The following is a 19,819-nucleotide window of genomic DNA, read 5'->3' as shown; positions in this document are numbered from 1 at the left end:
GCGGCGACCGACCCTGAATCACAACCTTATCGAATCATCACGGAGAGAAGTAAATGAGCGGAATCAACAAGATCGTACTGGCGTACTCGGGCGGACTGGATACCTCGGCCATCATTCCCTGGCTGAAGGAGAACTACGATGCGGAGATCATCGCCTTCGTCGCCGACGTCGGTCAGGAGCGTGACGATCTGGAAGGGATCGAGCAAAAAGCCATCGCCTCCGGCGCCACCAAGTGCATCGTCAAGGATCTGCGGGAAGAGTTCGTCAAAGAGTACGTCTATCCGACCCTGAAGACAGGCGCCGTCTACGAAGGCACCTACCTGCTGGGCACCTCCATGGCCCGTCCCATCATCGCCAAGGCGATGGTGGAAGCGGCCCTGGCAGAAGGGGCCGACGCCATCTCCCACGGCTGTACCGGCAAGGGCAACGATCAGGTGCGTTTCGAAGGTGCGGTCGCCGCACTGGCGCCCCAGCTGAAAGTGATCGCCCCCTGGCGTCTGTGGGACATGCGCTCCCGGGAAGATCTGCTGGCCTATCTGGAAGCCCGCGACATCCCCTGCAAGGCAACCCTGAAGAAGATCTACAGCCGCGACGCCAACGCCTGGCACATCTCCACCGAGGGTGGTGAGCTGGAGAGCACCTGGAACGAGCCGTCCGAAGCGGTCTGGCAGTGGACTGTCTCCGCCGAGCAGGCACCGAACGAGCCGGAATACGTCAAGCTGACCGTGGCCCAGGGCGAAGTGGTGGCCGTTGACGACCAGCCGCTGACTCCGCACCAGATCCTGATGACCCTGAACGAGCGTGCCGGCAAGCACGGCGTGGGCCGCATCGACATCACCGAGAACCGCATGGTGGGCATGAAGTCCCGTGGCTGCTACGAGACCCCGGGTGGTACCGTCATGGTCGCCGCGCTGCGCGCCGTGGAAGAGCTGGTACTGGACAGACCGACCCGCGCCTGGCGGGAAAAGCTGGGTGCCGAGTTCTCCCACCTGGTCTATGACGGTCGCTGGTTCACTCCGCTGTGCAAGGCCATTGTCGCCTCCGCCAACGCCATCGCCGAGGATCTCGACGGTGAAGTGGTGCTGAAGATGTACAAGGGCCAGGTCACTGCGGTGCAGAAGAAGTCGCCGAACAGCCTCTACTCCGAAGACTTCGCCACCTTCGGCGCCGACGAAGTGTACGACCAGAGCCACGCAGAAGGCTTCATCCGTCTCTACACCCTGGCGAGCCGGATCCGCGCCATGAAGGAGCAGCATCAGGCCATCGGCGGTGATCACACCCACGGCTAAGCCGCAGGATTAAATCCGCTGGTACCGGTGAGGGGGCATGGCCCCCTCGTTTATAAGCGGCGACCTGGTTCCCTCGTCTGTAAGAGGGGGAAGGATAACCGATGAGCTGTGACAAGAGCGGCAGCACCCTGGCCGCTTCTGTGAGATAACAGGGGCGGTTTTCGAATGATGTTGGTGTGCTTTGCTCCCTTCTCCCCTTGCGGGAGAAGGGTTGGGGATGAGGGGGAGGTCATTGGCCATTCCTCTCACCCTAGCCCTCTCCCAGAGGGAGAGGGGACCGGTTCGCAGTTGCTGGATGTGAAGTGACCAACGACAACAGCATCGATCACCAGCGCACTGTTATGCAGAAAATACAGGGCAAGATTTCAAGTTCGGCAGGCGCAGGCGCCTACCGACAACGCATTCAAGGAGAGCAGTATGGCACTTTGGGGTGGACGCTTCAGTCAGGGAGCCGATAGCAGGTTCAAGCAGTTCAACGATTCGCTGCGGTTCGATTACCGCCTGGCAGAGCAGGATATCCAGGGCTCCATGGCCTGGGCCAAGGCGCTGGTGAAGGTGGGCGTATTGACCAGCGATGAGCAGGGCAAACTGCAACAGGCGATGGAAGTGCTGCTGGCCTCGGTGCAGCAGGATCCCCAGCAGATCCTGAGTTCGGATGCCGAAGACATCCACTCCTGGGTCGAGGGCAAGCTCATCGATGCCGTCGGCACCCTGGGCAAGAAGCTGCACACCGGCCGCTCACGCAACGATCAGGTCGCCACCGACCTGAAACTCTGGTGCAAGGCGCAAGGGGAGCTGCTGCTTGGTTCCATCAGTGCCCTGCAAGCCGGGTTGGTCGCCTCTGCCCGTGCCAATCAGGCTGCCGTGCTGCCGGGCTACACCCACTTGCAGCGCGCCCAGCCGGTCACCTTCGCCCACTGGGCGCTGGCCTATGTGGAGATGCTGGAGCGGGACTATTCCCGTCTGCAGGATGCCTTGAAACGCCTCGACACCAGCCCGCTCGGCTGCGGCGCCCTGGCGGGTACCGCCTATGCCATCGACCGTGAAGCGCTGGCGCTGGACATGGGCTTTGGCGGCGCGACCCGCAACAGCCTGGATTCGGTATCGGACAGGGATCACGTGGTGGAGCTGATGCACGTGGCGTCCCTCTCCATGGCGCACCTTTCTCGTTTTGCGGAAGATCTTATCTTCTACAACACCGGCGAGGCGGGCTTCGTCGAGCTCTCCGATGCGGTCACCTCGGGGTCGTCGCTGATGCCCCAGAAGAAGAACCCGGACGCCCTTGAGCTGATCCGCGGCAAGACTGGCCGGGTGGTGGGCGCCCAGATGGGGATGCTGATGAGCCTGAAGGCGCTGCCGCTGGCCTACAACAAGGACATGCAGGAAGACAAGGAAGGGCTGTTTGATGCCCTCGACACCTGGCACGACTGCCTCGACATGGCGGCCCTGGTGCTGATCGATCTGAAAGTGAACGGCGAGCGCACCAAGGCGGCGGCCCAGGGCGGTTATGCCAATGCCACCGAGCTGGCGGACTATCTGGTGGCCAAGGGGATCCCCTTCCGCGAGGCGCACCATATCGTCGGCGAGACTGTGGTCTATGCGATCGGCGTGAAGAAGCCGCTGGAGGAGCTCTCTTTGCCTGAGTTCCAGCGTTTCAGCCCTGTGGTGGGGGAGGATGTCTACCCGAACCTGGAGCTGGAAGCCACCCTGGCCAAGCGGGTCGCCAAGGGCGGCGTCGCCCGCGAGCTGGTGGATGCCGCCCTCGCCACCGCCGAACAGTGGTTGGCTAAGAGGGCGGGCTGATCCCCGCGGCGCGCCAGCGCCATCACAAGAAAAACGGCAACCTCCGGGTTGCCGTTTTTTTTATTTTCATCAGTAAGCGATTTAGGGTGCAATTAGCTTTATATTTAGCTCGGGAATTTAAAAAAGGACCCCTATATATTGCAAGGAGTCCGTAACATTTTTTAAAAGTAGTGATTGTATTATTTGTTGTCTATGTTTAGCTTTTCTAGAGAAGGGGAAAGTATCTCGCTTATACCTCTTGATCTATTTGAAATTATAGTCAAAGCGTACTTAGCTCTAGTAATCGCTACATATAACCTATTATAGCAAGCATGCTGTATGAAATGTCTAGCATTACCAGTTCGTTCATCTACACTAGGAAAGTTTCCCTTGTCACAGCCAACGATTACCACTCCATCGAACTCTAAGCCACCAACATAATCAATACCAGCAATCAAGTATTTTCCACCCCGCTCAGCTTTACTTTGTAGGCTACGATCACCCCGTTTTAGAATAAATTCACAGGACTTTTTATTATCTTCCACCATTCGCATTAATTGAGAAAGTATCATTTCATTGCAAGGTATAATACAGATTTTTGATTTTATTGTGTTTATTTTGCTTGCAAGTAAATCAACTTCCTTGAAAGCAGAACCTAACACCAACTCATCTGTTGAGTATGTTACCAATGTCGGTGGGATAGATCTGTTTTCATCCTCTTGTGTAAATGATGTTTCAGTATCAACCAAAGGATTCTCTAGCGAGGTGAAAAATCCGGCACCTGTAGACAATACATCAAAGGCAAGGCGAACTATATCAGGAGATGAGCGAAATACAGTTTGTAGTTTCTGCCCATTTGTCTCTTTGAATATAGATTCGAGTTGGACTTTCGAGGGGGATGAATTTGCTATTGCCTGACTTCTATCAACAGAATATGCTACATTATGAATAGCTTCATCCTTGAGGATATGATGTATAACAGAAAGCTCATTCAGGTTAAATAGATGAGTTTCGTCAATAAAAACAAAATCATAACCTTCCTTATTTTTTCGCCTTCTCCAAATTGGTGAGTCCAATTGATTTAATGCAGTAATAACTATATCATCACTATCAAAATTACCTACAGATTCAAGCTTGCTCTGATAGTTGCGATATATTGAGAATACACATTCAGCATCAAGTTCATTAGTGATTGGTATTGCATGTATCGAGTAGTCTATTTTTTTATAAGATTCTAAATTTTGTCCAGCTCTCCCTTTTATAACTTCGGATATTTCATGCCTTAGTGCGGTAATTATCGCATTAGAATTATCAGGTGATAGTGAGTCAGCTAGTTCTTTAGAAATTAATCGAGAAAATGATTTATAGTCATTGCTAATGAAGTCTAACAATGATTCTTCTATCAGAATTTGCTGATAAGTCTTTGAACTTTCAGCATCTTTATCCAACAGCTCACTTTCTTCTAGCTGGCCTCCAATACGTTCTAAACACCAGTCTTGTAAAGTGCAAACTTTTATCTGACAGGAACTATTAATATAAGTAAGTTGTTCAGCGGTAACATTTGCCTTGATAACTTCATTTACATGATCTCGTGTTGCAGTACTATGAGTGACGAACATAATACTTTTGCCAGAGAAGCTCTCTGATAGTGCAGCTTGTATAGACTTGAGAATCAAACAAAGTGTCTTTCCTGTTCCGGCTGGACCTTCTAAGCAAGATGCTCCAAATGAACCAGACATAACAAAGTCTTTTTGCGATTTAGTCAGCAGATTTTTCCACGCATCAAATCCAATTCTAGCATCTACAGGCGAAAACCCATCCTCAAGTTCAGCAATCTCAATAGGAAATTTATACGGTATATTTCTTATTGCATCCCTAATTGTAACATCTTTGACTTCTTCGAGAAATTTTCGGAAATTTGTATAAGGAGGTTGGTTAGATATCTCAGTTTTAACATAAGAAAATGCTAATAAGTGCTTTCCGTTTCGTTTTTCCTGTCGTTTGCTGTCAGGTTTTTTATCTATTACAACTCGATAATTAGATGCATGTGGGAAAACTATAAGCAATGCTGCTTCTTGCTTATTGATTTCCGCCACCCCAAACGGAATGTTATTCCAAGATTTAATCGCAGCCCTAAGTGACTTCTGGACAATAGTTAGGCACTCATTTTCTGTTGCGATACTAAAGCCATCAAATAGGTCTAGGTCAAATATAAGGCATTCATCGTTCTTTAAATTTTCTGTAAACACTAAACCATTTTGTAGAGAATGACAGGGGAACATAAATTCCTCCCCATTTGATATTCCTCTTAGAATATTTACAAACGCTTTACCTTCATCAAATTCAGTGCTCTGCAGTTGTCGAGTGTTTACTATTTTAATTGCTATTTCTTTTTCAAATGCTATAAATTTCATTGCATTATCTCCGAAACCAAATCTTCTTTGAGTTTAATAGAAGGATCTTCAACTCCAATTCTTGAATAGAAATAAGCGAATCTTTGTAGTACTAACTCTACGTAAGGTGACATTACATCGCAAAGAACATAAGACATCTCATCCTTCGTTTTGTAAACCGCATCGTAGATTCTCAATGCTTCATTAATATTGGTATGAAAAAGTCCCTCAGATATCATTTGAGCAGTTGATTTATGTAATGGTCTAGGGTCACTTAGATCTACAATATAAGAACCCATAGATCTATCAGCATCATGAAAATCTATGACCTCATCTATAAAAAAATATCCCTCAACCTTATTTCCAATAATGTCGGATATTTTTGACGACACCGCCTTTGTGTTAAGCATAGCCTTATCAAAAATTCCTTCGGAAGCGTTTTTTTCAATGATCTTTATTTTGTTTAATTTATCTAAGTAAAGCTTTTCATCTTTGTGGCCAACTATTAATTTGGCGGATGCTTCTGGGCCAAAAGTTGAGATGGCGTTAGGGGATTGGCTGTTTCTAGATAGAATTGATTTTAATTCTCCGAGTAGAGACTTCTTCATTTCATCAAGCATTTTTGGTACGAGAAATATATCAACCCACTCGGTGGCTCGTATTAGTGGGACATATAGGAATCGTTCTTGCTTGAATTGCGCCATATCGCAACGAGCAGAAAGTACCATGCCTAAAACTCTATCAGACTGTATATCTGCCTGAGCAAAGTTAAAAATACTACCTTGAGTTATATTCTTAACTCTAGGTCGCTGTACCATTTTTCTGTATGACATATCCCCATGCCCTTGATAAGTGATGTGCCAATGTGGCCTCTGCACTGGAGTTTAACCCTATGCTAGAGTGATATTATTTATCAAATTATCTATTATGTATAGGAGATTTTTATGCAGCCAATGATAGTAATACATAAGTTAAACTTGAAGTCTATTTCACCGTAATGCACGAAGCTATCACAGTTATAAACATCACTGAGTGAATTGAGAGGAATATAGGTTGTCAGTAAGCGGTAAGGCCTAAGATGAGTATGTCTGGCATATTGGTGATCATACAGAAAACGTCTTGATATGTTCATAACCAATGGTCCTTTCAATTATATGATCGTAACTATTCATCAAATCGCCTCACCAAAGGACAACCATATAAAATATTGCCCACACTATTAACGGCTATATAAAAATGTGAGTGTCTCCATATTTTCACAAGATTAGGTATTATCCTGATGCTTTTACTATGTGAAGATAACCCATCGACAAAGGAGCCCCCATGTACCTGCCATCCCATTTCGCCGCCGCCGATCCCGAGGCGCTGCATCAGCTTGTTCGAGCCCATCCGTTGGGGGCCCTGGTCACCCATGGCGAGCAGGGGCTGGATGCCAATCACCTGCCGTTCGAGTTCGATGCCGGGGAGGGGGAACATGGGATCCTGCGCGCCCATGTGGCGCGCAACAACCCGCTCTGGCAGGAGGTGAAGGAGGGGGACAAGGTGCTGGTGATCTTCAAGGCGGTCGACGGCTATGTCTCCCCCAGCTGGTATCCGAGCAAGCAGGCACATCACCAGCAGGTGCCGACCTGGAACTATGCGGTGGTCCATGCTCACGGCCGTATCCGGGTGCGGGACGATGCCCGCTTCGTGCGCCGCCTGCTGGCGAGCCTGACTCGTACCCATGAGGCAGCAGAGCCCGCGCCCTGGAAGATGGCGGATGCACCGCGCGACTATCTTGAGGCCAGGGTGCAGGCCGTGGTGGGCATAGAGATCGAGATCGATCAGCTGGTCGGCAAGTTCAAGCTGAGCCAGAACAAGGAGGCTGCGGACCGGCAGGGAACCATCGATGCCTTGCAGGCCAAGGGCCAGACTGCGCTGGCGGAGGCGATGCTGTGTCCACCGCCGTCACTCCCCTAGCGTGACATCATGGGGTCCGGCCCGACAAAAACGGCAACCCTGAGGTTGCCGTTTTTTATTGGTCGAAGCCGTTCACGCGCTGGCATTGAGCAGTTTGCCAACCCCTTCGCCCTTGCCATTGGGCAGGGTCTGCTTGAAGGCGCCGAGCAGCTGATCCAGGTTCAGATCGCTGCTGCCAAGGGAGCCCTTGAGGGTGTCGAGCTCGCTCTGCAGGGCGTCGAGGCGGGTACTCTGGGTGCCGTTGGCGAGCTGGCTGCGGGCCGCGTCTATGGCCTCGGGCAGGGACTGGCCATTGTTCTCCTGACCCAGGGTCTGCAGCAATTCGCTCATGAAGTGGTTGATGGCGAGACGGTTCTGCTCGCTATTGGCGTCCTTGACGCCCAGCCGCTGGAACAGGCTCTGGACTGTGGGGGCCAGGCGCTCTTCCTGCGCCGGCTGCTGCGCCGGTTGGGTCTTGGCACTGCCGCTCAGCAGCTGGCTGCCCAGTTTGAGAGCGATCGAGGCGATGGGAAGCAGGGTGCTGATCATGATGTCACTCTCCGGTACGGCTGATGACAGTGACAGAGCAGGGATTGGGCCAGTTTGGTGAAGAATGCGGCAGTGGTAGACAGGCCACTGATCCTGTTGTGAATTTAGTGTTGAAAACCGTAGGGGGGAGGGGCAAGTGTGGAGGAAAGCGGCAATCCCTTGCAGCTCTGGCGCTGGTCGGTTTGCCGCCGTCGCTGCCGGTTCACAGATGTTTGAACGGGCGGCGCTTCTCCTCTTCGATGACGATGGCCTCCAGATTGGCGACCCGCTCCTGCAACTCCCTGATGATGAGATCCTGCTTGCCGAGGCGATCCGTGATGCGGGCGTCCCCCAGCTGATAGCGGGCGCGTTTGCCGAGATAGCCGAACAGCACGCTGATGAAGACGATCAGGACTATGCCTGTCCACATGGTCATAACTGACTCCTTGTCGATGTAGAAACGAGACGATCCGCCCCAAGGATCTTGTTGTCTCACAACGATCCATTGGCGGCAATGCCTGCACGGGCATTGCCTGGGGCTTGCCAGTTCAGCCCCCCTGCCAGAGCGGCCGGCCGACCCAAAGTCCCCACAGGGTGAGGTGCAGCAGCACGATAAACCAGAACACCTGCCGGTAGCTCCCCTTCTGGGTCTTGTGGCGTAGCCAGTGGCGAGCCACCAGGGCGCCGGGCCAGCCGCCGAGCAACTCCAGCAGGTGCAGGCGGGATTCCGGAATGCGCCAGCCGCCGCGTATGGCCTGGCGCTTGTCGTGGGCATAGGCGAGCACGGTGAGCAGGCTCATGGTGGTGATCAGGACCAGCGGCCACCAGTTGGCCTCCTGAATGCCAAGCCAGGCGGTCCAGATGAGGGGCAGCAGTGCCAGGGCCATCATGATAGCAGCGCCGGATCCCAGGGTTCGTCCGGGCAGAGGGTGCGAATGACCCTGGCCGGGTTGCCTACCGCCACCGAGTCTGCCGGAATGTCCCGGGTCACCACGGCGCCGGCACCTATGATCGCACGCGGCCCTATGGTGACGCCGGGGCAGATGATGGCGCCGCCGCCAATCCAGCAGTCATCGCCGATGCGCACCGGCTTGTTGTAGGCGGTCCAGTTGCGCCGCTCCAGATAATCCATGCTGTGGGTGGCGGTGTAGATCTGCACGTTGGGGGCCAGCAGTACATGGCTGCCGATGTGCACCTCGCCCACGTCCAGTATGGTGATGTTGAAGTTGAAGAAGGTCTTCTCGCCGATATGGATATTGCGGCCGAATTCGCAGGTGAAAGGGGTGCTGATCCAGCAGGAGTCCGGGCAGTGGCCGAACAGCTCGGCGCACAGACGCTGACGCGCCTCATGATCCCCCGCCGGTGTGGCGTTGAGTTCCGCCAGCAGGGCCTGGCCGCGGATCCGGTCGTTCGCTATCTCCTCGCTCTGGCTGTTCAGGGCGCCCCCCGCCAGTACCTTGTCCCAGTCGCTTGCCATGCTCACCTCCTCTCATGTGCCAAGAGGCGCCAGTATACGCCAGCGACGCCGGCGGCGTCAGGCGCGTCCTGGTGGTCGGGTCAGTTGCCTGGCCAGATGAGGGGCAGGATCAGCAGGATGGAGAGGAGGTAGGGCAGCATGACCCTCAGCCCCAGACGGCGGCCGCCGATCACCAGCGCCAGCAGTCCCTTCACCAGGGAGTTGACCAGGCCGGCGAGCAGAATGGCCCGGGCCGCCACCTCCAGGGCCAACTCCTTGTGGGAGAGCTGGGAGAGGGAGAGAGTGATGGCGTCCACGTCCGTGATGCCGGAGACCAGCGCCAGAAGATAGACCCCGGAGTTGCCCACCTTGCTCTGCAGCAGGGTGGCCATGAAGCCGATGAGCGCCAGCAGCAGGCCGAACTTGATGGCGGTTGCGAGATCCAGCGGGTTGCGGGTTTCGGGTTGCACCGGGTTGTCTGTCATCTCTTCACGCTGGCGCCAGAACCAGAAGGCGAAACCGTAGACGGTGGCCGCCAGCAGCAGCAGGGGGGGGGCCAGGCGCATCGCCAGCTCGTTGTGAATGAGCAGCACCAGCACCAGCAGTCGCAACCACATGGTGGCCCCCGCCAGCAGGATGCCGGTGGCCAGCAGCCGCTCCAGCCCGGGCTGCTCCTTGTTGAGGCGGGCAAATTGCAGGGTGAGGGCGGTGGAGGAGGCGAGCCCCGCCAGCATGCTGGTGAGCACCAGACCTGCGCGGGTGCCGAGCAGGCGCACCGCGAAGTGGCCCGAGAACGAGATGCCGGCGATTACCACCACCATCAGCCAGATCTTGAAGGGGTTGAAGGCGTTGAGGGGGCCCATCTCGACGTCGGGCAGCACCGGCAGCAGCACCAGGGAGATGAGCAGGAAGCGCAGGGTGGCGTGAAATTCCGTCTCGCTCAAGAACAGCATGCCCTGCTGGATCTTGCCCTTGAGCCCCATCAAGAGCGCCGCCAGCACGGCACAGGCCACCGCCTCGCTCGGGCTCTGCAACACGGACATCAGCCCCAGCAGATAGGTGAGCACCATGGCCACCGAGCTGGTGAGGCCAAACTCCCCCTGCCAGCGCTGGGCCAGCCAGACCGAGAGACCGCAGCCTGCCACCACCGCCAGCAGGCCGAGCAGGGCCAGCCAGGCGCCCAGGGTGGGCAGCAGCAGGGCGCACACCCCGCCGAGCAGACCGATGAGACCATAGGTGCGCATCCCGGCGATGCGCTGGTTGTCTCCCAGCTGGCGCACCTGCCAGCCCCGTTCCAGTCCGATGATGAGCCCGATGGCCAGTGACACCAGGGCGCCATAGACGGGCTCCGCCTCGATCCACATGCTGCTCTCCTCTCATTGTTCTCCATGTCAGGATGGCACAGACCGCTCACGGGCAGGGGGAGCTGGCTCACAGAGCAGGCGCAGGCTTTGGTTGGTGAGGGCGGACCCGTTGGGGGGTTGGGCCGTCCGGCACTCTTTGCTAACCTGCCCGCTTCATTCAAACCGCAGGGAGCCGTCTCGATGCGAGCCATTGTCAGCCTGCTGGCCCTGTCACTGCTGTGTGCGTGCAGTGGCCAGTCAACCGAAGAGGATGCCATGTCAGGGAAAACCCGCCTTCACTACCCCGTCACCCGCCAGGGTGAGCAGGTGGATCACTACTTCGGCCAGGCCGTGGCCGACCCCTATCGCTGGCTGGAGGATGATCGCAGCCCCGAGACCGAGGCCTGGGTCAAGGCCCAGAACGCCGTGACCCAGGACTACCTGGCACAGATCCCGTATCGCGCCGTCATCAAGGAGAAGCTGGCCGCCTCCTGGAACTACGCCAAGGAGGGGGCGCCGTTTCGCGAGGGGCGCTACCACTACTTCTTCAAGAACGACGGCCTGCAGAACCAGAACGTGCTGTGGCGCCAGCTGGAGGGCAAACCGGCCGAGGTGTTCCTCGATCCCAATACCCTCAGCCCCGACGGCACCACGGCGCTGGATCAGCTGAGCTTCTCCCGCGATGGCCGCATCCTGGCCTACTCCTTGTCTCTGGCCGGCAGCGACTGGCGCGAGATCCACCTGATGGACGTAGAGAGCAAACAGCCGCTGGAGGCGCCCCTCAAGGATGTGAAGTTCAGCGGCATCAGCTGGCTCGGCAACGAGGGCTTCTTCTACTCGAGCTACGACAAGCCGGACGGCAGCGAGCTGTCGGCCAAGACCGATCAGCACAAGGTCTATTTCCACCGTCTCGGCACGGCGCAGGAGGATGACCGGCTGGTGTTTGGTGCCATCCCGGCCCAGCACCACCGCTACGTGGGGGCCAGTATCACCGAAGATGATCGCTTCCTGCTCATCTCGGCGGCGAACTCCACCTCCGGCAACCGCCTCTATGTGAAGGATCTGAGCCAGGAGAACGCGCCGCTGCTGACGGTGCAGGGGGATCTGGAGGCGGACGTGAGTCTGGTGGACAACAAGGGCAGCACCCTCTACCTGCTGACCAACCGGGACGCCCCCAACGGCCGGCTGGTGACGGTGGACGCCGCCAACCCGGGCCCCGAACAGTGGCGCGATCTCATCCCGGAACGCCAGCAGGTGCTGACGGTGCACAGCGGCAGCGGCTACCTGTTCGCCGAGTACATGGTGGATGCCACCGCCCGGGTCGAGCAGTTCGACTATGAGGGCAAGCGGGTGCGCGAGGTGGCGCTGCCCGGCCTTGGCAGCGTCAGCGGCTTCAAGGGCAAGCACGACGATCCCGCCCTCTACTTCGGCTTCGAGAGCTATGCCCAGCCGCTCACCCTCTACCGGTTCGAGCCAAAGAGCGGCGCCATCAGCCTCTATCGTGCCTCGGCGGCGCCGTTCAAGCCAGAGGACTACGTCTCCGAGCAGCGTTTCTACCAGAGCAAGGACGGTCCCCGGGTGCCGCTCATCATCAGCTACCGCAAGGGGCTGAAACTCGATGGCAGCAATCCGACCATCCTCTACGGCTATGGCGGTTTCGACGTGAGCCTGACCCCGAGCTTCAGCGTGTCGGTGGCCAGCTGGCTGGATCTGGGGGGCGTCTATGCGGTGGCCAACCTGCGCGGGGGCGGTGAGTACGGCCAGGCCTGGCACCTGGCAGGCACCAGGATGAACAAGCAGAACGTGTTCGACGACTTCATCGCGGCGGCCGAGTATCTCAAGGCCGAGGGCTACACCCGCACCGATCGGCTGGCGATCCGCGGTGGCTCCAACGGCGGTCTGCTGGTGGGGGCTGTCATGACCCAGCGGCCGGATCTGATGCGGGTCGCGCTGCCGGCGGTGGGGGTGCTCGACATGTTGCGCTACCACAGCTTCACCGCCGGGGCGGGCTGGGCCTACGACTACGGCACCAGCGCCGACAACGAGGCCATGTTCGCGTACCTGAAGGGCTACTCGCCGCTGCACCAGGTGCGGTCCGGGGTCAGCTACCCCTCGACCCTGGTGACCACGGCGGATCACGACGACCGGGTGGTGCCAGCTCACTCCTTCAAGTTCGCCGCCACCTTGCAGGCGGACGACGCTGGCCCCCATCCCCAGCTCATCCGCATCGAGACCAATGCCGGGCACGGGGCGGGCACGCCGGTGGCGAAGCTTATCGAGCAGAGCGCGGACATCTATGCCTTCACCCTCTACGAGATGGGCTACCGGCAACTGCCGACCATCCAGTGAGACCAGGGCCCTGCGGGGCCCTTTTTTGTGCTGGGACAGGCGGGAGCGACCATCCCTGTCTCGCCATTTGCCCGTTTTGGGGTCGGTACAGCCTGCGCCGCGCCCCCGGTGGTATAGTCAGCCACAGGATCTGCATTGAGGAGTTCGTCGTGAAGAAGATCATCTACATCCTGCTGGGGTTGGCGCTGGCCGCCGTGGTGGCCATCGCCGCCCTGGTGTCCCTGATTGACCCCAATCAATTCAAGCCCCAACTGGCGGAGCAGGTGCGCAAGAGCACGGGCCGCGAGCTGGTGATGGAAGGGGATATCGGCTGGCGCTTCTGGCCAAGCCTTGGTCTCTCTCTCGAGAAGGTGCAGCTTCGCAACCCCGCCGGGTTTGCCGAGCCTGACCTGCTCCGCTTCGCGCAGGGTGACGCCTCTGTCGCCCTGCTGCCGCTGCTCTCCCACCGGCTGGAGATCGGCAAGGTGACGCTCAGTGGCGCTCATCTCTTTATCCAGACTCGGGCCGATGGCAGTTCCAACCTGAATGGCCTGGTCAAGGCCTCTGCTGCCGACAAACAACCCTCAGCCGGCGAGAGCCAGCCTGCCGCTGCTGTCGCCAGCGACGAGAAGCCCTGGCAGATCAGCCTGCAAGGGGTGGCATTGGTGGAGGCCAGCGCCCTGGTGCGGGACGATCGCAGCGGCGCCGTCTCCCGTCTCGACCGGCTCGACCTCGATCTGGGTCAGCTGACCCCGGGGGAGTGGGTACCGGTGACCCTGGCCGCCAAGGGCGCGTGCGGGGAGCTGAACTTTGATCTCAAGGGGCAGACCCAGCTCAAGCTGGCCCGGGAGGCCAAGGCCAGCGAGCTGAAGGATCTCAGCCTCAGCGGCAGCCTGAGCCAGCCATCGCAGCGGCTCGATGCCTTCTCCCTCAAGGCCGATCGGCTGGCGCTGGGGCAGTGGAGCAGCCTGACCCTTAACCTGAGCGGCGCCCAGGGGGCGGCGGACAAGCCGACCCTGGCAGGTACCCTGGAGGGCACCCTCAAGGCGCGGCTCGATCAGGGGCTGCAACTGGTGGAGATGTCGGATGCGGTGCTGGCCGCCAAGCTCAGTGGCGATGGCCTGCCACGCCCGCAGATGCAACTGAAGCTGGCAGGCTTTGCCCGCGCGGAGCTCGACAAGCAGAGCGTCACCCTGAGCAACCTGGTGCTGGGGGCGGACGAGGCCCTGCTCAGCGGCAACGGCACCGTGCGGCTGGGGAGCGTGCCCAGAGGGGAGTTCGATCTCAAGGGGGAAAAACTCGATCTCGATGCCTGGCTCGGTCAGCCAGCCAAGGCGGCGCCCGCTGCGGCCACCTCGGGGGCTGCTGCTCCGGCAGGGGCGAAGGCGCAGGCTGCCGCTGCCAAGGCGCTCTCCACCATGGAGCCCGATCTCTCCACTCTCAAGACGGTGGATCTGGCCGGTCGGCTGCAACTGGGTAGCCTGCGGCTGAAGGGGCTGGATCTCAACGCCGTGGATCTGCAGCTCGCCCTGGCCGGTGGCCAGCTCAACCTCAAGCAGTTCGGCGCCGGGGTGGCCGGTGGTCGGGTGACGGCGAATGGCATGCTCGATGCCCGCCAGCAACCCGCCCGCTATCAGGTACACAAGCGGATACAGGGGGTGGATATTCGCCCGCTGCTGCAGACCCTGGCCCAGAACGATCGACTGGAAGGCAAGGGGGATCTCGAGGTGCAGGTGCAGGGCATCGGTCTCTCCGAGCAGGCGCTGCGCAGCCAGATGCAGGGCAAGGTGAGCCTCAGGCTGAGCGACGGTGCCCTGCACGGCATCAACCTGGCGGAGATGATCCGCGAGGCGCGGGCCACCCTGACCGGCAAGGGGGCGGATCAGGTGAAGGAGGTGCGCAAGACCGACTTCAGCGCCCTGACCGCCAGCTTCCAGATCGCCAATGGCGTGGCGCGCAGCGACGACATCCAGCTGCTCGCCCCCGCCCTGCGGGTGAAGGGCCAGGGCCAGACCGCCCTGGTTCCCGAGACCCTCGACTTCCTGTTCCTCACCTCAGTGGTGGAGAGCAGCAAGGGCCAGGGGGGCAAGAGCGTGGATGAGCTCAAGGACGTCACCATTCCGGTGCGTATCGGCGGCCACTGGCAGGCACCGAGCTACCGGCTCGACGTGAAGGAACTGCTCAGCAACAACAAGGTGCTGGAGGAGAAGGCCCGCAAGGAGGCCGAGCGCGGCCTCAAGAAATTGCTGGGCGACAAGGCCGACGACGAAGGGGTGAAGGGGGTAGCCGACCAGCTGCTCAAGGGCCTGTTCAAATAGCCCACCTCCCGCTGATGCCATCCAGAGCCCGCCCCGTGCGGGCTCTTTGTTGTGACGCAGGTCGCCATGGGGTGAGGCCTGATCAGGAACATGGGGTGATATCCGTGGCAGTCATCAAAACCGGGAACCAGGAGGGTTCATGAACAAACGGGTGCTGATCACCGGCGGCGGCAGAGGCATAGGGGCCGCGACGGCCCGTTATCTGGCGGGGCAGGGGTATCACCTCTGCCTCAACTATCGCCATGACAGGGCCAGTGCCGAGGCGCTGTTGGCCGAGATCCGGGCGCAGCACCCGGTCTCCTGCATAGCGGTGCAGGCGGATGTCAGCGTGGAGGCCGAGGTGGTGCGCCTGTTCGAGGAGATGGACGCGCGGCTCGGCACCATCACTCATCTGGTCAATAATGCTGGCATCTTGCTGCCCCAGATGAGAGTGCTGGAGATGAGCGCAGAGCGGATCAACAAGACCCTGACCACCAATGTCACCAGCTGTTTTCTCTGTTGCCGCGAGGCGGTGCGCCGCATGGCACCGGGCGGCGCCATCGTCAATGTCTCCTCCGCCGCCGCGCGCCTGGGCTCCCCCGGGGAGTATGTGGACTATGCCGCCGCCAAGGGGGCCATAGACGTGCTGACTAGAGGGCTGTCTCTGGAGGTGGCAGCCCAGGGGATCCGGGTCAACGGCGTGCGTCCAGGTTTCATCTACACCGACATGCATGCGGACGGCGGCGAGCCCGGCCGGGTAGACAGGGTCAAGAGCCATATTCCGCTGCAACGGGGCGGCGAACCCCGCGAGGTCGCCGCCGCCATCGCCTGGCTGCTGTCGGACGAGGCCTCCTACGCCACAGGTACCTTTATCGACGTGGCTGGCGGGCGCTGATCCTGACCCGAGGGTGGGTACAACAAGGGGCGCCATGGCGCCCCTTGTTGCTGATACGGTGGGATCCTTACTCCCCCAGCAGCTGTTGCCAGACCGCCAGCACATGGCCCCGCTCGGTCAGCAGCTGATCGTCCCCCACCTTGCGGGAGATCTCCGAGAGGTTGAGGCGATGGCCCTGGTTGCGGATCTCCAGATAGGCGTGCTTGAGCCCCTCCGCCTGGTCCAGGGTCAACACCCCCGCCATCACGCACTCGTCGAAGATGCGCACGTTGTCCGACCAGCGGGTCAGGGCCTCCGGCTCGCCGCAGGCGTGGGCCAGCACCAGGTACTGGGCGATGAATTCTATGTCCACCATGCCGCCCGGGGACTGTTTGAGGTCGAACTCTCCCTCGCCAGCTTTCAACAGGTGATCCCGCATCTTGTGGCGCATCTCGCGCACCTCGCGGGCCAGGGTCGGCAGGTCGCGATCCTTGGCCAGCACGGCGCGGCGGATGCGGGCAAACTCGGCGATCACCGCATCATCGCCATAGATGGGACGCGCCCGCACCAGGGCCTGATGCTCCCAGGTCCAGGCCTCGTGCTGCTGATACTGCTCATAGGCGGCGAGGGAGGAGACCAGCAGGCCGGCGTCGCCGGAGGGGCGCAGCCGCATGTCGATCTCGTAGAGGATGCCGGACGGGGTGCGGGTGCTGAACAGGTGCAGGATCCGCTGGGCCAGGCGCAGGTAGAACTGGCGGCTGTCGATGGGCTTGCGCCCGTCGGTGTAACTGTTGGGGTCGCCGCCGTGCAGGAACACCAGGTCGAGATCCGAGCCGTAGCCGAGCTCGATGCCGCCGAGCTTGCCGTAGGCCACCACGGCGAAGCCGCGTTGGCCGCTCAGCGCCACCTCGGGGGGCACCCCGTAGCGCTCGCTCATCTGGGCCCAGGCCTGATTGACCACCTCTTCGGTGATGGCCTCCGCCAGCCAGGTGAGGTGGTCGCTCACCTTCATCAGCGGCAGGGCGCCGGCGATGTCGGCGGCGACGATGCGCAGCAGCTGCACCTGCTTGAACTGGCGCAGCGCCTCCATCTGCTGCTCCACGTCCTCCTCGGGGATGCGCAGCAGGAACTGGCGCAACTGGGGCTTGTACTGATCCAGCGGGGTGGGGTGGTAGAGGTGCTGGGGATCCAGCAGCTCGTCCAGCAAGATGGGGTAGCGGGCGAGCTGCTCGCTCACCAGGTTGCTCTCGTCGCACAGACGCACCAGCTGGCGCAGGGCGGCGGGGTTCTCCGCCAGCAGCTGCAGGTAGGCGCTGCGGGTGAAGATGCGGGTCAGCAGGGTACAGACCCGCTCGAACAGGCGGGCGGGCTCTCGGCTCGCCACCACCAGTCGCAGCAGCTCGGGCATCAGCCAGTCCAGGGCGATGCGCCCCTGGGGCCCGACCTGGCGGCGCTTGTACTCCTCCTTGAAGCGCAGCAGAGCGGCGCAAAGCGGCGCAGGCTCGGTCACCCCCTGGGCGGTGAGCAGCTTCTCCAGCTCGGCGGCATCGAGCTCGGTGCGCCAGAGATCGAGCCAGAGCTGTTCCAGGTGGGCGGGGGCCTCCTTCTCTTCCCCCACCACGGCGACGAACTCCTGATGGACTATGGCCATCTCCTCGTCGAGGTGCGTCATGAAGCGCTCCCAGTCTGCGAACCCGGTGGCGGCGATCAGTCGCTGGCGATCCCGCTCCTCGGTGGGCAGGGTCTGGGTCTGCTGATCCCCTATCTCCTGCAATATGTTCTCGACCCGGCGCAGGAAGCGATAGGCCTGGAGCAGGCGCGCGCAGCGCTCCTCGTCGAGGGCGCCGCTCTGGGCTATGGCCGCCAGGGCCTCGGGCAGGTGACGCACCCGCAGGGCGGGCTCGCGACCGCCACGAATGAGCTGCAGCGCCTGGGCGATGAACTCCACCTCGCGGATGCCGCCGGCTCCCAGCTTGATGTTGCCCTCCAGTCCCTTGCGGCGCACCTCGGCGGCTATCATCGCCTTCATCTGGCGCAGGCCGTCGATGACGCCGAAGTCGATGTAGCGGCGGAACACGAAGGGGCGCAGCAGCTCGGTGAGGGCCTGGGCGTGTTCGCACTGGGGCCCCAGCACCCGTGCCTTGACCATGGCGTAGCGTTCCCAGTTGCGGCCATGGTGCTGGTAGTAGTCCTCCATGGCGGCAAAGGAGATGGCGAGCGGCCCCGCCTCGCCAAAGGGGCGCAGCCGCATGTCGACCCGAAACACCTGACCATCCTGGGTGGGCTGGTGCAGGGCGTTGATGAGGCGCTGCCCCAGCTTGATGAAGAACTGCTGGTTCGCGAGCTCCCGTCGCCCGCCGACCGTGTAGCCGTTGTCGGGGAAGGTGAAGATGAGGTCGATGTCCGAGGAGAAATTCAGCTCGCCGCCACCCAGCTTGCCCATGCCGAGGATGAGCAGGGGCTGGGGGTCGCCGTTGCCGTCCATGGGGGTACCGAGCTCGGCGCACTGTTTGGCGTAGAGCCAGTCCCGGGCGCCGCAGATCAGCGCGTCCGCGAGCCTGGTGAGATGGATAAAGCTCTCTTCGACCTCTGACTCCCCGAGCAGCTCGCGCCAGGCGATCACCAGCATGCGGCTGCGTCTGAACTGGCGCAGCACGCGCTTGAGCGCCTCCTCGTCATGGACTTCGGCGAGCAGGGCCGCCAGATCGCCCTCGTAGGCGGGCCAGCGCTCGGACAGCGCCAGATCCCCGGAGGCCAGGGTCTGCGCCAGCAGCTCGGGTTGCTTGATGAGGGAGTCGGCGACAAAATCGGAGAGGCCAAACAGGGTCAGCAGGGTCTGGCGAATCGCATCGGGCAGGGCGTCATAGTCGGGCGCCAGCTCGACCAGCCGCTGCCACTGGCGCCCGGCCTGATCCTGCAGCAATGGAGACAGAGTAGAGAGGGATGCTGGCGATGAGGGAAGAGAAGAGGAATGCTGGGCCACGGTTGCCGTCCTTGTGATTAACGGGTCTGCAGAGGGAATGAAAACACCGGCAGCCAATCTAGCATTGTCCCGTGCTCGCGTCACAGCCCGGGAGAGAGAAGCATGAGCCGGCGGGGAAAATGGGCCGCCGGCGCGGGCTCAGGGGCGCCGATAGATCTCGGGGTCGTACTTTTCCATCAGGCTGCCGGGGGCGCGAGGTGGCGCGAAGCCAAAACCGGCATAGAGGCCCTGGGCATCCGAGGTGGCCAGCATGAGGCGGCGCAGCCCCTGCAAGGCGGGATGGTCGACAATAGCCGCCATCAACGCCTTGCTATGGCCGTGTCCGCGATGGGCGGGCAGCACGAAGACGTCGGAGAGATAGCCGAAGGTGGCCCGGTCTGTGATGACCCGGGCGAAGGCCACCTGCTGGCCGTCGACATAGCCGCCGAAGCACAGGGAATGATTGATGGCCCGCTGCACCGTGGAGAGGGGAATGCCGAGACTCCAGTAGGCCTCCTCGGACAGGAAACGGTGAATGAGCGGGACATCGAGGCGTCCCTTGTCGTCGCTGATCTCCAGTGGGGATTGGGTGTGCTGCATCCTGGCTCCTTGCCGTGACATGAGATGAA

15 protein-coding genes are annotated in these 19,819 nt (G+C 59.8%); 6 read left to right on the top strand and 9 right to left on the bottom strand.

Annotation, left to right across the window (positions count from 1 at the left end; all coding sequences use genetic code 11):
- Positions 1 to 53: 53 nt before the first annotated feature.
- The gene (locus PG898_RS10745; protein WP_005324853.1) at positions 54 to 1,289 is read left to right on the top strand and encodes an argininosuccinate synthase; all 1,236 of its coding nucleotides are present in this window, start codon (positions 54 to 56) and stop codon (positions 1,287 to 1,289) included.
- A gap of 417 nt (positions 1,290 to 1,706) precedes the next feature.
- A complete protein-coding gene (argH, locus tag PG898_RS10740; RefSeq protein WP_270824114.1) occupies positions 1,707 to 3,092 on the top strand; it encodes an argininosuccinate lyase in 1,386 nt (461 codons plus the stop codon).
- A 179-nt stretch (positions 3,093 to 3,271) separates the two neighbouring features.
- On the opposite strand, the gene PG898_RS10735 is transcribed toward argH, so the two are convergent.
- Positions 3,272 to 5,485, bottom strand: a complete 2,214-nt coding sequence (locus PG898_RS10735; protein WP_270824113.1) for a UvrD-helicase domain-containing protein — start codon at positions 5,483 to 5,485, stop codon at positions 3,272 to 3,274.
- Positions 5,482 to 6,297 carry a hypothetical protein gene (locus PG898_RS10730; protein ID WP_270824112.1) on the bottom strand — a complete coding sequence of 272 codons (816 nt, stop codon included), beginning with the start codon at positions 6,295 to 6,297 and terminating at the stop codon, positions 5,482 to 5,484. The genes PG898_RS10735 and PG898_RS10730 overlap by 4 nt, the downstream gene beginning before the upstream one ends.
- Positions 6,298 to 6,787: 490 nt before the next feature.
- On the opposite strand from PG898_RS10730, the gene PG898_RS10725 reads away from it, so the two are divergent.
- Entirely contained in the window at positions 6,788 to 7,423 is a 636-nt protein-coding gene (locus PG898_RS10725; protein ID WP_270824111.1) for an FMN-binding negative transcriptional regulator, read from the top strand.
- A 72-nt stretch (positions 7,424 to 7,495) separates the two neighbouring features.
- On the opposite strand, the gene PG898_RS10720 is transcribed toward PG898_RS10725, so the two are convergent.
- The 5 genes from PG898_RS10720 to PG898_RS10700 all read right to left on the bottom strand — a co-directional run bounded on the left by PG898_RS10720 (position 7,496) and on the right by PG898_RS10700 (position 10,750).
- Positions 7,496 to 7,951, bottom strand: a complete 456-nt coding sequence (locus PG898_RS10720; protein WP_171273215.1) for a hypothetical protein — start codon at positions 7,949 to 7,951, stop codon at positions 7,496 to 7,498.
- A 202-nt stretch (positions 7,952 to 8,153) separates the two neighbouring features.
- Positions 8,154 to 8,366, bottom strand: coding sequence for a hypothetical protein (locus PG898_RS10715; RefSeq protein WP_005332845.1), 213 nt, complete (start codon positions 8,364 to 8,366; stop codon positions 8,154 to 8,156).
- A 112-nt stretch (positions 8,367 to 8,478) separates the two neighbouring features.
- Positions 8,479 to 8,820, bottom strand: coding sequence for a DUF1294 domain-containing protein (locus PG898_RS10710; RefSeq protein WP_270824110.1), 342 nt, complete (start codon positions 8,818 to 8,820; stop codon positions 8,479 to 8,481).
- On the bottom strand, positions 8,817 to 9,407 hold the full coding sequence (locus tag PG898_RS10705; RefSeq protein WP_270824109.1) for a sugar O-acetyltransferase: 591 nt from the start codon (positions 9,405 to 9,407) through the stop codon (positions 8,817 to 8,819). The genes PG898_RS10710 and PG898_RS10705 overlap by 4 nt, the downstream gene beginning before the upstream one ends.
- 80 nt (positions 9,408 to 9,487) lie before the next feature.
- On the bottom strand, positions 9,488 to 10,750 hold the full coding sequence (locus PG898_RS10700) for an MgtC/SapB family protein (protein ID WP_005332842.1): 1,263 nt from the start codon (positions 10,748 to 10,750) through the stop codon (positions 9,488 to 9,490).
- A 180-nt stretch (positions 10,751 to 10,930) separates the two neighbouring features.
- Between PG898_RS10700 and PG898_RS10695 the strand changes: the two genes are divergently transcribed.
- From PG898_RS10695 to PG898_RS10685, 3 genes are all read left to right on the top strand, one after another.
- Positions 10,931 to 13,078: a prolyl oligopeptidase family serine peptidase gene (locus tag PG898_RS10695; RefSeq protein WP_270824108.1), complete on the top strand. Its 2,148-nt coding sequence runs from the start codon at positions 10,931 to 10,933 to the stop codon at positions 13,076 to 13,078.
- A gap of 149 nt (positions 13,079 to 13,227) precedes the next feature.
- Positions 13,228 to 15,375: an AsmA family protein gene (locus tag PG898_RS10690; RefSeq protein WP_226170342.1), complete on the top strand. Its 2,148-nt coding sequence runs from the start codon at positions 13,228 to 13,230 to the stop codon at positions 15,373 to 15,375.
- Positions 15,376 to 15,514: 139 nt separating this feature from the next.
- On the top strand, positions 15,515 to 16,249 hold the full coding sequence (locus PG898_RS10685) for an SDR family oxidoreductase (RefSeq protein ID WP_226170339.1): 735 nt from the start codon (positions 15,515 to 15,517) through the stop codon (positions 16,247 to 16,249).
- A 67-nt stretch (positions 16,250 to 16,316) separates the two neighbouring features.
- Here the strand turns inward: PG898_RS10685 and glnE are convergent, their stop codons facing one another.
- Together glnE and PG898_RS10675 are read right to left on the bottom strand one after the other, a co-directional pair.
- On the bottom strand, positions 16,317 to 19,211 hold the full coding sequence (glnE, locus tag PG898_RS10680) for a bifunctional [glutamate--ammonia ligase]-adenylyl-L-tyrosine phosphorylase/[glutamate--ammonia-ligase] adenylyltransferase (RefSeq protein ID WP_270824107.1): 2,895 nt from the start codon (positions 19,209 to 19,211) through the stop codon (positions 16,317 to 16,319).
- Between the two features lie 138 nt (positions 19,212 to 19,349).
- The gene (locus PG898_RS10675) at positions 19,350 to 19,790 is read right to left on the bottom strand and encodes a GNAT family N-acetyltransferase (protein WP_270824106.1); all 441 of its coding nucleotides are present in this window, start codon (positions 19,788 to 19,790) and stop codon (positions 19,350 to 19,352) included.
- Positions 19,791 to 19,819: the final 29 nt, after the last annotated feature.

Origin of the sequence: Aeromonas sp. QDB31, assembly GCF_027707605.1 — a bacterium.
In the GTDB taxonomy this organism is placed as follows: domain Bacteria; phylum Pseudomonadota; class Gammaproteobacteria; order Enterobacterales; family Aeromonadaceae; genus Aeromonas; species Aeromonas media.
The sequence above is the reverse complement of the archived record's forward strand: the minus strand, read 5'-3'. Positions and strand labels throughout refer to the sequence as shown.